The following is a 14,635-nucleotide window of genomic DNA, read 5'->3' on the forward strand; positions in this document are numbered from 1 at the left end:
TCATAATGAATTGGAAGAGGTTATTAATCGCTGCAGTAACCCGTGGAAAATACAAGGCATTTCTTGATGATACCCGTTATCCGGAACTTGCCAAATTAAGTCTATGGACCGATGAAATTTTACCTTTATTAGAAAAATCTCCTTATTGGCAGCCCTTACTTCAAGATAAAAATACGATACTTCTGGATGATTTTGACATCACCACTTATGAGGATTATGAACAGGGATTGTTGGAGGCGCAAAACAGTCATATTCAGCCTTTTAATGGAGAGAAGATCATTTTTTGGTCCGAAACATCGGGTACGGCAGGAGTCAGAAAATTTTTTCCCATTACTGCTTCTTTTCAGCTTCAGTTTCAACGGACCATGGCTCCTTATATTTACAATCTAACCCAACTTTTCTCCGGATTTTTTAAAGAGAAAATTTTATATTTGGTTGCGGTAGATGCTAATAAGACTACCCCTGCAGGGACTCCTTCGGGTTGGATTAGCAATTTTAATTATCGTAATTTACCGGCGTTTATTAAACGATTTTACGCCATGCCCGATGAAGTATTCGCCAATACGGAAGTTTATACTCAATGGGCTCCTTTATATGCTTTAGCCACTGATTTAAGTGCATTATTCGCAGTGACTCCTATGGTCATTGAGGCATTTTATGAACGGTGCTCCAATGAATTCTTGCATTATCTGCCTTATTTAACAGGGGAGCAGTCAATACCTTCTGAGCTTCCGCCAGTTAAAATGACCAGGAAGCGTCGACGCTATTTGCAAGGATTAGCTAAAAACTCCAAGCCTGCTTTTAAAGAATTATGGCCCTCATTACAGGTAGCTGGCTGTTGGACTTCCGGACTTTGCGAATATCCTGCTCAGCAATTACAAAAACAGATGGGGGCAGATATTAGTTTGGTCGATGGAACTTATTCGGCAACAGAAGGTTGGCTTACCGTTCCATTGGATACCGGAAAGGGTGGCATTCTTCATCCTGGTGCTCATATTTTTGAATTCATTGAGGAGGGGCAAGCAATTGATAAAGACAACCTGTTGCAATGTTGGGAGTTGGAAGTCGGTAAACGTTATGAGGTTTTTTTGACTACGGCCATGGGATTTGTTCGTTACCGACTTAAAGACATAGTGGAATGTACCGGATTTCTAAATAAGGCTCCAAAACTGGTTTTTTGTTACAAAACGCAATTATTAAAATTAGAAAGTTGCGCTATTACAGGCCAGGAACTGCAGGCGATGTTAAAGGCAGTGCACTTTAATATGGAGCCTTACTGGTATTTTGCCAGAAATAGTTTAGGAAATATGATTGTTTTAGTGACTGACAATACGGTTGAAATACCTGATTCTATGCTGCCCCAAATGCATGAGCAATTGATCCAAATCAGTCCCACGTATGCTCATAGCGTTGACACTGGAGAGGTCCTGCCCATAGTCTTATTACAGGTTCCTAAGGACACTTTATTAGCTGACAGTCATGCGCAAACCAAACCTAAATTGATTTCGCAGCAAGTTATTAGTGAGCGATAAAACATCTAAGCTCTCTCTATTTCTTTTTTAATGATATCTATCTGGTACCCAAAAAAGCGCACTTGTCCGTGTCTTTAAATCCCTGAAAATTCTTTTCCAAACATGGCCAACAGCAAGCCAATTAGTAGATAAAATACACCATCTCTTATAAAAAATTAAAACTAAAAGATTAAGCGGCCCTCCAGAATTATGGGTAAATATACCCATTTACAGCTAAGGTCATTTAACACACAATGATTGATAATTGAACGCATTGTGTCAATTTTATTTTGTGAGAATTGATTTAAGTTTGGAACACCGCTTAGTTCAATTGAAAGTGCAGAATGCTTCGTTCAAGACTCCAGAACTTAGGGGGAGCCCATTAGAACGTAGATTGCTAAAACTTAACGATAAGAGAGAATAGTATGAGATTGAGTGACGATGGTAAAACTCTAGAGTGGGTCGCTCCAAGCGACATTAAAGAGGATGGTTCTTTTGAAATCCCGGCTGGGGTTACCTCTATTGGTAAATCTGCTTTTGAATGGGATCGTAAATTAAAAACCATTACCATTCCTGAAGGGGTTACCTCTATTGATGAATCGGCTTTTCACGGTTGTAGTGGATTGCAAACCATTACTCTTCCTAAAGGGCTCACCTCTATTGGTAAATCAGCCTTTCTCTGTTGTAGTGGATTGCAAACCATTACTCTTCCTAAAGGGCTCACCTCTATTGGTGAATTTGCTTTTCACGGTTGTAGCGGATTGCAAACCATTACCCTTCCTAAAGGGCTCACCTCTATTGGTGAATCGGCTTTTAGCAGTTGTAGCGGATTGCAAACCATTACCATTCCTGACGGGGTCACCTCTATTGGTGAATTGGCTTTTGACGGTTGTAGCGGATTGCAAACCATTACCCTCCCTAAAGGGATCACCTCTATTGGTGAAAGGGTCTTTTACAATTGTAGCGGATTGCAAACGATTACCATTCCTGACGGGGTGACCTCTATTGGTGAATGGGCCTTTTACAATTGTAGCGGATTGCAAACCATTACCATTCCTGACGGGGTGACCTCTATTGGTGAATGGGCCTTTAACGGTTGTAGCGGATTGGAAACCATCACCCTTCCTGAAGGGATCGTCTCTATGGGTTATACAGCATTTTTTGATTGCACCAACGTGAAGAAGATCTTGATTGCTGGCAAGGATAATGCCTCCATACAGCGGATTACTGATTTATTACGCGATGAACTAAAAGACAAAGTTATTTCAAAAGAGGTGGCGGACGCTATTTTTCAAATGCGCAACACTCAACTTTCCAGAGTAGCTGTAATGCCAGAAATAAATCCGCTATACCGCTATTTTCACCATCATACACCGTATATTTCTAAGGTGACAGTAAAGAATGAAGATGGAGAAAGCCTGGAAGAAGAATGCAGCAAGCTTCCAGACGATATTTTTCAGCATATGAACGGTTTTTTACTGAGCGAGAATCATTATTACCAGAAAGCAAAAAATCTCATGAATCGGGTGAGCTGGCCTAAAGATAAAAATGAAATGCTAATCTATGAAAATGAGTTGAAAAATATAGCAGATACAGTCATAAAAAAAGCAAAAGAGGTTAACAAACAAGCACCAACACAAAGCGAAAAGATAAATATTTCAAATACAAAGATGCTTTTTTGGGCAGAACCACATGGCTTTGAAGGTGAATCATTGCTCGATGAAAAGAGGGAAGACATGCAATATAGACCAATATAGATAAGGTTAATCTTTTTTGCCTCAAGCAGGGAATTCTCCAAAAAGCCAACACCAGGCATCAGAACCGCAGAGCCCCATCAGGGCTTTGCTCATTAAGAGTAATTGGTGTGGAAGACTCCATCACAGCATGACACGTAAGTTACTAGTTGGGAGTTTGGCATTTTCCTGGGTGCCTCGAACAAGCCGAGGCACGTAGGTAGTGGGAGCCAGCTGTTAACCCACCTAATAACTCTCTAAAGTCTTTCTTAATCTTTTGCAAATTCCCTGATTTCCTGGCTTATTTGCATGGAGCAAAATTTAGGTCCGCACATAGAACAAAAATGGGCTGTTTTTGCGTTCTCTTGTGGCAAAGATTCATCGTGATAAGCGCGTGCGGTTTCAGGATCCAATGCCAAGTTAAATTGATCTTCCCAACGAAATTCAAAGCGTGCTTTGGAAAGAATATCGTCGTGCATTTGAGCAGCAGGATGACCTTTGGCCAAGTCAGCAGCATGAGCCGCTATTTTGTAGGCAATTAACCCTTGTTTCACATCTTCTTTGTTGGGAAGTCCTAAATGTTCTTTAGGAGTGACGTAACATAATAATGCAACGCCATACCATCCCATCATGGCGGCGCCAATGGCACTGGTAATATGATCATAGCCTGGTGCTATATCAGTGACTAACGGGCCTAAAGTATAAAAAGGCGCTTCATTGCAATAGTGCAATTGCTTATCCATGTTTTCTTGTAATAAATGCATGGGAACATGTCCGGGACCTTCTATCATGACTTGTACGTCCTCTTGCCAGGCCAATTGTGTCAATTCACCTAAAGTTTTTAGTTCTGCAAACTGGGCTGTATCATTCGCATCAGCAATACATCCCGGTCTTAAGCCATCCCCTAAAGAAAAACTGATATCGTAAGTACGCATGATGTCGCATAATTCTTTGAAATGAGTATAAAGAAAATTCTCTTGATGATGAGCCATACACCATTTAGCCATAATCGATCCCCCTCGAGACACAATTCCGGTAACTCGATTGGCAGTCAATTGGATATAAGACAGTAAAACACCTGCATGAAGCGTAAAATAATCAACACCCTGTTCTGCTTGCTCAATTAACGTATCGCGGAACAAGCTCCAACTCAATTCCTCAGCAATACCATTTACTTTTTCTAAAGCCTGATAAAGGGGAACTGTGCCAATGGGTACTGGCGAATTACGGATAATAAAATCGCGGGTAGTGTGGATGTTTTTTCCTGTGGACAAGTCCATCACGGTATCAGCACCATAGCGAATGGCGTAAATCAGTTTCTCTACTTCATCTTCTATCGAAGAACATACAGGCGAGTTGCCAATATTAGCATTTACCTTGACTAAAAAATTGCGACCAATGACCATAGGTTCAAGTTCAGGATGATTAATATTGGCTGGAATAATGGCTCGTCCTTTGGCAATTTCACTGCAGATAAATTGTGGAGTAATCAGTCGATGATTTTTACGGTTTTGATTTTCTCTGATTGCGGCAAATTCCATTTCAGGAGTAATGATTCCTTTTTTAGCGTAGTGCAATTGAGTCACATTAAAACCGCTTTTGGCTCTTCTCGGTTGTCGTTGTAATGTTAGGGCACGTTCTTGTGACTGGTTGTTATCTTTGTAGCCATTGTCCTGAGCAGTTAATGCTCTGGCATTATATTCTTCAGTGTCTTGCCTTAAGTTAATCCAGTGAGACCTGACATTGGGTAATCCTTGATTAATATCTCCTGAATATTTGGGGTCGGTATAGGGGCCAGACGTGTCATAAAGACATAAAGAGCTGGAGTTACTTAAAGAAATCTCTCGCATAGGTACTTGGATATCAGGATAAATAGCTCCTGAAATATAGATTTTTTTTGAAGTGGACTGGGGTAATCGATCATTCATTTGCATGTAAGACTCCTTTTTATAAAAACTTAAGGCGAGCCTATGCAAGGATAAAAAATCAAAAAATAATAATGGCATGATTTCACATTCCCTACGCAGGCCTTAACCTGATCAGGTTCAAAGGGACTCTCTCAACCTTTCGGTACCCCTAGTGAACGAACTTGGAAATTTAATCACAAATTGAATAGAGAAGCTAAAGTTATTTATAATCTTTTTTGCCTAAATTAAATATATGCGAACATTTTATTCGTTCTTAATATTTCGTTAATAAATTGTTAATATTTTGTTAATAATGACTATATATAATCAGCCTCAATACCAAAACTTAAAATAGAAAACGGGGCTTATTATGCAATCCAAAGACGATAAAACAACTACGAAAAGAGGGATCTTTGGTTTTTCACGAGAAGAAATGCACCAGATGGCGTGGGGGTTTTCTAATTTTACTGCTGTTGCTGGGGTAACCAGTGCCAGTATTGTAGCAGTACAGAGTCCAGCAAAAACGATTCTTGTAAATCTCACTAAATATGGAACAGCCATGCCTGTCTACTCTGGCGGGACTATGGGATTCTTTCGGGCGTTCTATGCTGGAACGAGCGCTTCCTTATCGAGCTCAGTAGCAAGAACTGCTTATGTCACCAATGCAAAAAATCATAAGCCTGTTGAAGTAATCTCAGAAGAGATGGCTAGGGAAGAAGGAAAGTTGAGCAGACAAAAAATAGGCTATGTTATGGCTGCCGCGTTCGGTGATATTGTGGTAACCCAAATTCCCGAATCGCTTTCAACGTTGAAAAAAGTACAGGGACTTCTTCCTGAGAATTTTAAATGGCACACACCTTTGAATATGGTGGAGTTAATGAAAGGTGGCTTTGGAGCTAGATATACTTCTGGTATGGTTAACTTTTCAGCCTTATGTGTTGTTGAGGATATGATTGCACAAAAACTGCCCGATAGCAGTGCCAAGCATTTCTACGCTGGTGCTTTAAGTGGGGCTACTGCTGCTGTTATTTCCTATCCTTGCACGGCGCTTAAAGATCTTACTTTGGTTAAATCTACAGTTTCTCCTGAGGGACAGTTATCTGTTCCTTCGACATCCTCAGTGGTGCAAGGGTTAGTAAAGGATTTTAAAGAAAATCCCGCACAAGTAGCAAAGACAGCACTAATTAACTCTGGCAAACAACTCTTGGTTAGAGCTCCTCTTACTGCGACGATCTTTGGGATTATATCTTTTATAGGCGATTCTATGGGACCAGAACCATTAAAAGAGATTGTTCCTGAGCGCTTTCAGCCCTCTACTGCTAAAAACCCACAGGGATTTTTTGGTGGATCTTCGCCACGGGTTGAGATCGTAGAAGAAGCTCCTACTGCTACCACAGAGGCCTCAACTCAATCTAGTCCAAAAGTTGGTTAAACTTGTTTGGCCATAAAAACTTTTCATTTTTAGTCAATTAATGTACAATAACCTCTGTTGTTTGGATGCCTCAACAGAGGTTATTTAAAAAAGTTCAATTAGGAATGGATTATGTTTCGTTTTTTTGCCAAAAAAGTTACTACAAATACCACCGCGGTAGTCGTCTCTACAGGGGTTGCAAATGCCACTTATAATGCGGGCATGTCTGCTTATGATTACACCTCCAATAAATATAAAGAGATGCAACAATCTTTTGCTTTATTTCAGCCACTATCTCAGAGCGAAAGAGAAGAATTCATTTATCATGCGACTACTCAATTCGGCTCCTAATTTCCCCTTTACATTTATTATTTGGATGCTAAAGCACGAGAAGATATTTATTCTTCACCGTTTTACGTCATAACCCATTCGCCTTACAAATTGTTCTTATTTATGAGGCGCATGGGATTTTTATTACTTAATCTATTTCCCTTCATGAAAAGATAATTCCCTATCAAAGTTCATAAAATTTGGCATATACTTTAACACAATGATTCGTTAAATATAAGGATTGTATTATGAACATGAAGCGCTATATTTTATCATTTTCTTTAGTTACCTTAATGAGCCCTTTAGTTTTTGCGACCACCGAGGAGGGGGAGGAGGCATATAATCAGAAGCATTATGAAAAAGCATTTATACTGCTTTCACCTGAAGCCGACAAAGGTGATGCAAAGGCTCAATATTTACTTGGTAAAATGTATTATAACGCTCAGGGTGTTGCATATAATGCTGATAAAACAGAACAGTTATTATTAGCTGCAGCCAATAAGGGGAACGTGGATGCACAAGTACTTTTAGCAGCTTATTATTGGTATCTTAATACTCCAGAAGGTTTCTCTAAAGCTTTTTCCTGGTATCAAAAAGCCGCAAATCAAAACAACCCTGAGGGAGAGTATGGTTTAGGTTATATGTATGATACGGGCACAGGAGTTCCTCAAAATAGTGAAACCGCTATGATTTGGTATAAAAAAGCTGCAGATCAAGGAAATTCAAACGCGGCTTTAGCTATTGGTTATAATTATGACAATGGAATTGGGGTTAAAAAGGATGAAGCCCAAGCCATCCAATGGTATACCAAGGGGGCTGATTTAGGTAATCCCAGCGCGCAATATAATCTGGGCCTCATGTACGAGCAAGGCCAGGGAACGCCAGCGGATGTTAACAAGGCATCGCAATATTTTGAAAAGGCAGCAGAACAAGGGCATGCTAAAGCGCAATTGGAGCTGGGTTATCTATATGACTCTGGGAAAATAGGTAAAACAGATCTTCAAAAAGCAGCTTACTGGTATCAAAAAAGCGCTGATTTAGGTAATGTGAATGCTCAATTTAATTTAGGAGATATGTATTTCTATGGAGACGGAGTGGGTAAAAATCTGGAGCAATCCGTATTATGGATACGAAAGTCTGCTGAGCAAGGTTATGGAAAAGCCCAAAATCAATTAGGTGTTTATTATAGGGATGGGATTGGAGTTACAGCAAATCCGGTAGAGGCTTATGCCTGGTTTAATGCCGCGATGAACCATGGTTTTGATAAAGCCACTGCCAATTTAAATGAATTAGAGAAAACAATGAAACCTGAGGATCTGACTAAGGCAAAAACCTTGGGACAGCAGTATTCAGATCAATATAAAGCAAAAAAATAACTACATTACTAGGTGGGTTGAACATTCTTTTATTGAGTACTATGCGCTCCCGCGATCTGTTCGTGAGATCAAGTCACGAATGATGAGCTATTTCAGATGGGTGATGAATTCCGCGAACAAGCTGCGGGACGTAGGATATACTGAATTGATTGATGCACCAATGTTGAGGATAAAATGAATTGTCAACATATCCCTATTGTTTAAGGAACTTAACATCGTGACAAAACCCACGAAGACTGAAGCAAAAAATAAAAAAGAGTCCTCAAAAAAAAATGAACTGAGTATTTCTACTCTTATTTTTATTGATTTCATTTCAATTGTACTGAGTTTAATGCCTAGCGTCGCAGCCTTTAGTTTAACCGGTTTATTTATTTACCATGGGTATTCGAAAACCTGGTTGGTATTGCCTTTGGCTCCGTTTGTTTTATTCACCGCCTTTATCGTGATTATCGCATTAATCAGAATGTGCTTACCCAAAATTAAACCTGGACGTTACAAGCGGGAATTAAATAAGGCAATGATCTCCTGGTTTTGCCATTTCGCTCTTGCCAGAGCAGCTAAAATTATAGGGCTTACTCCTTTATTACAATCATTTAGTATTACCCGGTTCCTTTATTGGCGGGCCATTGGAGCTAAAGTTTCATTTCAAATCATGAGTTCTTTTGATGTGGATTTTGTTGATTGCCCTCTTATTACCATTGGTAAAAATGTTACTTTAGCCAGCCAGGTCAGCATTAGTTGTCATTCTGATGTGGGTAGCCTTCTTTTTCTGGCCCCTGTAGTTATTGAAGATGATGTTTTTATTTGCATGAATACCGTAATTGGTCCCGGGACTACCATTAAAAAAGGCGCCTGGATAGGTTATGGTAATACTTTGGTGAATCAAGTGATTGAAGAAAATGGTAAACTTGATGGCATTAGAGCTTCAAATGATTAGTTTCGTTCTTCCTATAAGCACACCTTGCCTTCCTTTCCCTGTTAAATGACGCATCTAAAAAAACCAAAACAATTGGCCTTGCGGGTTGGTATTTAAGAAAACCTTAATGTAAATGTTTTAAACTATTAGGCCTAAAATTTAGACAATATTCTGCGCGATAATTAAGGGGTTTTATATGCCTAAGGCGTTTACTCATTTATGTGAAAAAATTAACTTAAGTTTGTATGATAATACTTTGACTGTTTATTCCAAACCCACCAAGTCAAAAGCACCATCTCAAAAAGATACTAAGATGGATCTCTTATTCCTTTTGCTATTTTCTGAGATGGGCTGTGAAAGTGCAGAAGTTGATACGATTAGGATGGTACTAAAAAACGAACTCGGCGTTTATCGTTTTGTACATCGTCAAGATTCTGATCACCATTTATACCATCAAGATAATTTTGATATGAATGTGATGCATTGGCATGCTCAATTTAAGAAAACCATTGATGAAGTTAAATTAGAAGATATCCTGGGTATCCTTGAAAAAAACTCTCTTATTTCAGCTGAGGAACATATTAGTTTCATGAAGGCATACCATGAAGCTAATACGCTACCGCGTAATTTATCACCCCTCGAAACAAAGAGTACTGCTACTTTAGGCGATAAAGAAGAGGCTGAGCTACCCTTCGGAGGCTTTAGAGCAGGCTTTTTAAGTACCTCTGTTAAAAAAGATGAGAAGCCATCTGTTTTAGGAGATGAAAAAGAGGCTAAACAATCCTTCGGAGGCTTTAGAGCGGGCTTTTTAAATATTTCTGTTAAAAAAGATGCCAAGCCATTTGTTTTAGAAGCTAAAGAAAAGCAGGAAGAACCTACTTTCGGAGGGTTTAGAAAGGGATTTTTCAAGGCTTCACCAAAATTTCAACAAGAAACTAATATTGTCTCGAAGGAAGAGATAGAAAATATAACAGTCGGTTCTTGCAATAGTCAAAAATCAATTTTGCTGTGAACGCATTAAACTGATTGGATGTTCGGGGGCTAGTCGCAACAAGGATGTGCGGTTAGGCTCCTGGCAACTGAGCACGCAGTGCAAATCCTAAGAAAAACCCTATAATGGTTATAGGGTTTTTTTATACCTTAATAAGAGAAATTACTTCACTATGGTGAGGTCGGTTCCTGGCTTGCTCCCACCGTACTGGGGAGTTGAGTAACAGAAGGTTTATCAGAGCCTATGCTAAATTTTACAGGAGCATAGGGCAGGTTAACCAGAAATAAGGCAATGATAAAAAATAAAGCAGTACACACATTTCCTATGCGAATCCATTTTTGTTCCATGGGCTCAGATACCAGGGCAGTAATGGCGTAAGTAAAGCCTAATAAAATAACCATGAATAAATAAATTAAGACATTAATATCTAATGAGGCTTCGTGGCCTATTCTATAAGACATCATCAGGATTAGGATAAATAAAACCCCTCTATAGACGCGTAATGACGTTTTTAACCAGATGGGGGTGTCTTTATAGGTTGTTCCATCTTGAAAGTAAGCATTAAAAAATATAATTCCAAGAATAGATAAAGGTAATAAAACGGTTAGAGGATTTATCGATTCTTTTTCAGTAGAGAATAAGTGGCCTAAATAAAGGATAAAATATAAGGTACTGATGACTGCTAAAAACGGGAAGAGATAATACATCATTTTCAAGAGTAAAAAGCGCATGTTGTATATAATCTCTATATTTTGCTGCCCCACTCCCAAGCCAATAAAAAATAAAGTCACGCTCATAATGAATCGAAAATGAGGGTTAATCCAAAATAAATCCCATAAGTAGGAATTACCTACCGTTTTAAAAATAAAAGCGGCTAACATAATAAGCATGTGGCCTAAAAAGGCAAAGACTGAAGCTACAAATAATAATAAAATAGTATTCCATACCGCTGCAAATAAGGTGCTGTAATCAATGTCCCAGGTATTATCATGATGATAAGCATAATGAAAACAGTGTCCGATGTAGACAAATAGCGGAAATGCGATAATAAAACTAATAAAATGCACATCATTAAAGGTCGGACTATTAAAATTGAGGCCGAGCAAGGGTAATGAGAGGAACAAAGCAGCGATAAAACTGGTTCCAATTAAACGGAAAACATTTTTTTCATCATAGGCCAGTACGTATAAATAACTAAAAATACTAACTAAAGTAGGATAAAACAGGGCGACATTCTGATAGCGAGCCCAAAAGTCAATAATAAAACCGAGGAGTAAGCCTATCAAGGCAAAAAGGCAGATACTTTTTTTAAAGGCCATGATTATTCTCCAACCAGATTATAAAATAATAATAGTTTATTTTTAACCAGTTAGCATTGCTTCTTTCGAAGAGGTGTAGGAAACGAGTAGCTACAGCAATTAACGCATTATTTCTCTTTTTCCGGTAAACAATTGGCTTTCTGGGGTGGCATGAAATGATATTTATTCTCCATTTTATGTTAATAAGCAACAAAATGGTTGATTAATTTCTCACATGGTGTAAAAATATACTTCATTTTTAGATGAAGGAACTATTCATGAAGTGTCTTCGCTTATTATCAATTATCAACGGTGTATTTTTATCCAGTAATGTTGCTGCTACTACCTTAGTAACACCAGTGGATAGTTCTTATGTGGACTTTTCTATTAATACCCCCTGGGAACCGCAAACACAGGATATGGAGCCAGCTGATTTGGTTACTCCAGAGCAATCCCAAGAAAATGACCGTGATGCGGGGGAAGATACAATCCAGGATACAAGTAATATACAACAATTTTTACAAGAAATTTATTTGGAAAAAATCCCCTCTGTTTTATGGCAGTTTATTGAAATGCCATCGATGATTGGCGCGAATAATGCAAATAAAGAACAATTCACTTTAAATAATACCGATCAATTAAAACGAGCAAACCCACAAAGTCAATTAGACATATTTGCTATATGAAAAATGGATGGGTTTCTGCTACGAACTCTAAAACCTGCTTCAGATATACCGCCCTTAACTAAGTAAGTTCCTTATTTAATCATTCATGCCTTTCCCGCTAAGGCGGGAATCCATTTCATAACCCTCAGGTTAAGAAGATTTTCCTTATAGCATATCGAGCTATTAAAACTGAGAACCACTGCCTTAATAAACGTCATCCAGAGTGGTTTAACGTCATCCAGAGCGAAGCAAAGGATCTCTCAAATGTGGCTCATGCCTATTTCATGATCCCCCACGTCGCAATATCCTCTGGCTGACATACAGTGTCTGTTATGGATAGGAATGAACTCAAATTCTCTATTGTAAAGAAAAAGACATTTTCATTGCTATATTATTAAATCCGATGATTCAGAATAATAAAAAGTTAAAAAAAATTTAACTTAATGTATATTAAATCATGAGGTTAAGTGATTAGTTTTAAAAATGCGGATTAAATATCCAATCAGGTTATCAGGAATCCTATGCTTGCAAAAAGAGAACGTTTTGGAGAATGGCGTGGTAAAAAGGCTGATGAGGAACAAAACATCTTAGAGTCTGCTCTTCTTGTGAGTGATTATGTTAATTCAGTGAAACAGTTGGATGCCATTAGAGTTGATTTTTTAGACAGTCAATCAGAACAATATGTAGCCTTGAATCGATATGAAAAACGTTCTTACGGGGCTTTATTGTATTGTAAACTTCAAATTGAAGAAGCGCTGGATGAAATACCTGTTACCAGAATCACTGAAAGAGTTTTACTGAGTGACCTAAGCAATATCATTGAAGAGATTTATGATAATCCACGATATAATGCCGCACAAAAAGCCGCTGATTTAATTACAAAAACCAAGAAATTATTAAATCTGAATCCTCGACTCCTTGCGGATAAAAAACTGGCAAAAGCCTTGTGCTTTGATCTTTATACTTTATTAAATATTATGAACTTGTCAATGAGCCAATTCAGTTGGTGGCAGACAATGGCAGTTAATGCCCTCGTAGATTTAAATAAAATAAAAGAAGAAGTAACTATTTTGTTGCGGATGACTGAAGATAAAGTGAAGCAGCTAGATAAGATCCTGGATGAGTCTTCAATGACTCAGGATATTGACGAGAGAGTGACCTCAAGTGAATACGGTGATGAAGGAAAAGAAGAAACTGCTTCTTTGTTAGGGGGGAAAGCAGAACCGCTCATCGACCCTGTAAAAAATACCATACAAGATTATTTTAATGCTGACTTTCTGGCGCTGATAAAGAGTTCTAATACAGAGGATGAAGAATTCATTTTAGTAGAAGATAGAATGAATAAGGTGATAGAAGGGCTTAATCGGTTAATTTCTAAAAGAAATAAAAAAGAGAGCATAAGGTTAAAAATAGAAAAAGTTCAGAGCCTTTTTAATGCTGTTGAAGAAAATGATAAAAAAATCAGAGACAGGCAATATTTTTTAGAGTTAATAAATTCTAATTTTGAATCGTTTAATCTTCTTATGGATAAATGTAAGGGGCTTAAAAAAGAGCAATTAGTAGAAAAAATAGAGCAGCTAAAGAATCCCCTATTATATCAGCAAGTGCTTCGCCGCGTCAGTCAGGCAACATCAACAATAACCCTCTTTTATCGGGTTTGTACACCACAAAAAGTGCAGGATGCCGTTATCTCTCAAATACCTACTTTGGATAGTGAATGTAAAGCCAGATTAAAAGATTTAGCCTGTGCCGGCATATCAACTTTGAATCAGGAGTATTCGGTTACGGATAGGGAAATAGCTATTTTAAATCATCAATTATCTAATGAAAATATAGAGTTGGAGAAGCTGATAGCTCAGGAGTCTACCGATAACCTGATTTTGTTAGTTAAGGCAAATAGTGCAGCGAGGGACGCGTTGCAGCGATACAGAGCGGTTTCTGACTTTTTAACGGGTATGGTTTGGCATCTTAATGTCATCAAAGAATCCACTGGTGTTTTAACTCAGTTTATTCAAACGCATGATGGTTTTTTAGTGAGGCTTTCTAATTTTTTTGCCCAAATATTCTCTCTATTTAAATCCGATACTGCAGTGATGATTGATAGCGCCCGTGAAATGAAAGAGCATTTGGCGCGTTTTGAAGTAGAATATAAAAATGAATTGGCAAAAGAATTGAGTGCTATTGTACATCATCCGGATATAAATCAAGAGATAAAAGACCGGTTACAAGAGAAGATTAGTATAGAAATCACCAGTGAAACACAAATTATACCTTATACATCTCCCAGCAAAGCAGAGGTGAGGTATTTGACGAGAAGCCTGGAAGAATTATTTAATATGAACTCAGCTTCCAGAGTTACTGAGCCGGATGATTCTATTCTGGAACAATCTTTTTCGCCTTCACTATTTTAAGAGTCAGAGCATTGTAGATCGTAATGCAGAATAAAGTAGTGTAATTGAGAGTATTAATAAGGCAGTAATGCTTAAAAGAACATCGC

General features: G+C 38.2%; 11 protein-coding genes and 1 riboswitch. Of the genes, 9 read left to right on the forward strand and 2 right to left on the reverse strand.

From position 1 onward, the window contains the following. The first annotated feature begins 5 nt into the window (after nt 1-5). Nucleotides 6-1,532, forward strand: a complete 1,527-nt coding sequence (locus tag LOX96_RS11465) for a GH3 family acyl-acid amido synthetase (protein WP_250421929.1) — start codon at nt 6-8, stop codon at nt 1,530-1,532. A gap of 404 nt (nt 1,533-1,936) precedes the next feature. Beyond that, complete coding sequence (locus tag LOX96_RS11470) at nt 1,937-3,268, forward strand: leucine-rich repeat domain-containing protein (RefSeq protein ID WP_250421930.1); 1,332 nt, start codon at nt 1,937-1,939, stop codon at nt 3,266-3,268. Between the two features lie 245 nt (nt 3,269-3,513). Here LOX96_RS11470 and thiC read toward each other — a convergent pair whose 3' ends face one another. After that, nucleotides 3,514-5,178, reverse strand: coding sequence for a phosphomethylpyrimidine synthase ThiC (thiC, locus tag LOX96_RS11475; protein ID WP_250421931.1), 1,665 nt, complete (start codon nt 5,176-5,178; stop codon nt 3,514-3,516). Nucleotides 5,179-5,242: 64 nt separating this feature from the next. Then, nucleotides 5,243-5,332, reverse strand: a riboswitch (TPP riboswitch). Nucleotides 5,333-5,521: 189 nt separating this feature from the next. Here thiC and LOX96_RS11480 point away from each other — a divergent pair. From LOX96_RS11480 to LOX96_RS11500, 5 genes are all read left to right on the forward strand, one after another. Further along, nucleotides 5,522-6,583, forward strand: coding sequence for a hypothetical protein (locus tag LOX96_RS11480; RefSeq protein WP_250421932.1), 1,062 nt, complete (start codon nt 5,522-5,524; stop codon nt 6,581-6,583). Between the two features lie 111 nt (nt 6,584-6,694). Then, nucleotides 6,695-6,913 (forward strand): hypothetical protein, encoded by a 219-nt coding sequence (locus LOX96_RS11485; protein WP_250421933.1) that lies wholly within the window; start codon nt 6,695-6,697, stop codon nt 6,911-6,913. A gap of 227 nt (nt 6,914-7,140) precedes the next feature. Further along, nucleotides 7,141-8,268, forward strand: a complete 1,128-nt coding sequence (locus LOX96_RS11490) for an SEL1-like repeat protein (RefSeq protein ID WP_250421934.1) — start codon at nt 7,141-7,143, stop codon at nt 8,266-8,268. 217 nt (nt 8,269-8,485) lie between these two features. Further along, nucleotides 8,486-9,205 carry a hypothetical protein gene (locus LOX96_RS11495; protein ID WP_250421935.1) on the forward strand — a complete coding sequence of 240 codons (720 nt, stop codon included), beginning with the start codon at nt 8,486-8,488 and terminating at the stop codon, nt 9,203-9,205. A gap of 175 nt (nt 9,206-9,380) precedes the next feature. Further along, nucleotides 9,381-10,196, forward strand: coding sequence for a hypothetical protein (locus LOX96_RS11500; RefSeq protein ID WP_348645842.1), 816 nt, complete (start codon nt 9,381-9,383; stop codon nt 10,194-10,196). 149 nt (nt 10,197-10,345) lie between these two features. Here the strand turns inward: LOX96_RS11500 and LOX96_RS11505 are convergent, their stop codons facing one another. Further along, nucleotides 10,346-11,494 (reverse strand): hypothetical protein, encoded by a 1,149-nt coding sequence (locus LOX96_RS11505; RefSeq protein ID WP_250421936.1) that lies wholly within the window; start codon nt 11,492-11,494, stop codon nt 10,346-10,348. Between the two features lie 257 nt (nt 11,495-11,751). Here LOX96_RS11505 and LOX96_RS11510 point away from each other — a divergent pair, with 257 nt between their 5' ends. Together LOX96_RS11510 and LOX96_RS11515 are read left to right on the forward strand one after the other, a co-directional pair. Further along, nucleotides 11,752-12,159, forward strand: coding sequence for a glycoside hydrolase family 18 protein (locus LOX96_RS11510; RefSeq protein ID WP_250421937.1), 408 nt, complete (start codon nt 11,752-11,754; stop codon nt 12,157-12,159). Between the two features lie 500 nt (nt 12,160-12,659). After that, nucleotides 12,660-14,549: a hypothetical protein gene (locus tag LOX96_RS11515; RefSeq protein WP_250421938.1), complete on the forward strand. Its 1,890-nt coding sequence runs from the start codon at nt 12,660-12,662 to the stop codon at nt 14,547-14,549. Nucleotides 14,550-14,635 lie beyond the last annotated feature (86 nt).

It is taken from the genome of Legionella maioricensis (assembly GCF_023618015.1).
GTDB lineage: Bacteria > Pseudomonadota > Gammaproteobacteria > Legionellales > Legionellaceae > Legionella > Legionella maioricensis.

What these genes read in the sequence shown, in the direction of transcription:
- LOX96_RS11510 (WP_250421937.1), top strand. Translation starts at nt 11,752, where the DNA reads ATGAAGTGTCTTCGCTTATTATCAATTATCAACGGTGTATTTTTATCC.
- LOX96_RS11480 (WP_250421932.1), top strand. Translation starts at nt 5,522, where the DNA reads ATGCAATCCAAAGACGATAAAACAACTACGAAAAGAGGGATCTTTGGT.
- LOX96_RS11465 (WP_250421929.1), top strand. Translation starts at nt 6, where the DNA reads ATGAATTGGAAGAGGTTATTAATCGCTGCAGTAACCCGTGGAAAATAC.
- LOX96_RS11485 (WP_250421933.1), top strand. Translation starts at nt 6,695, where the DNA reads ATGTTTCGTTTTTTTGCCAAAAAAGTTACTACAAATACCACCGCGGTA.
- LOX96_RS11470 (WP_250421930.1), top strand. Translation starts at nt 1,937, where the DNA reads ATGAGATTGAGTGACGATGGTAAAACTCTAGAGTGGGTCGCTCCAAGC.
- thiC (WP_250421931.1), bottom strand. Translation starts at nt 5,178, where the DNA reads ATGCAAATGAATGATCGATTACCCCAGTCCACTTCAAAAAAAATCTAT.
- LOX96_RS11515 (WP_250421938.1), top strand. Translation starts at nt 12,660, where the DNA reads ATGCTTGCAAAAAGAGAACGTTTTGGAGAATGGCGTGGTAAAAAGGCT.
- LOX96_RS11505 (WP_250421936.1), bottom strand. Translation starts at nt 11,494, where the DNA reads ATGGCCTTTAAAAAAAGTATCTGCCTTTTTGCCTTGATAGGCTTACTC.
- LOX96_RS11490 (WP_250421934.1), top strand. Translation starts at nt 7,141, where the DNA reads ATGAACATGAAGCGCTATATTTTATCATTTTCTTTAGTTACCTTAATG.
- LOX96_RS11500 (WP_348645842.1), top strand. Translation starts at nt 9,381, where the DNA reads ATGCCTAAGGCGTTTACTCATTTATGTGAAAAAATTAACTTAAGTTTG.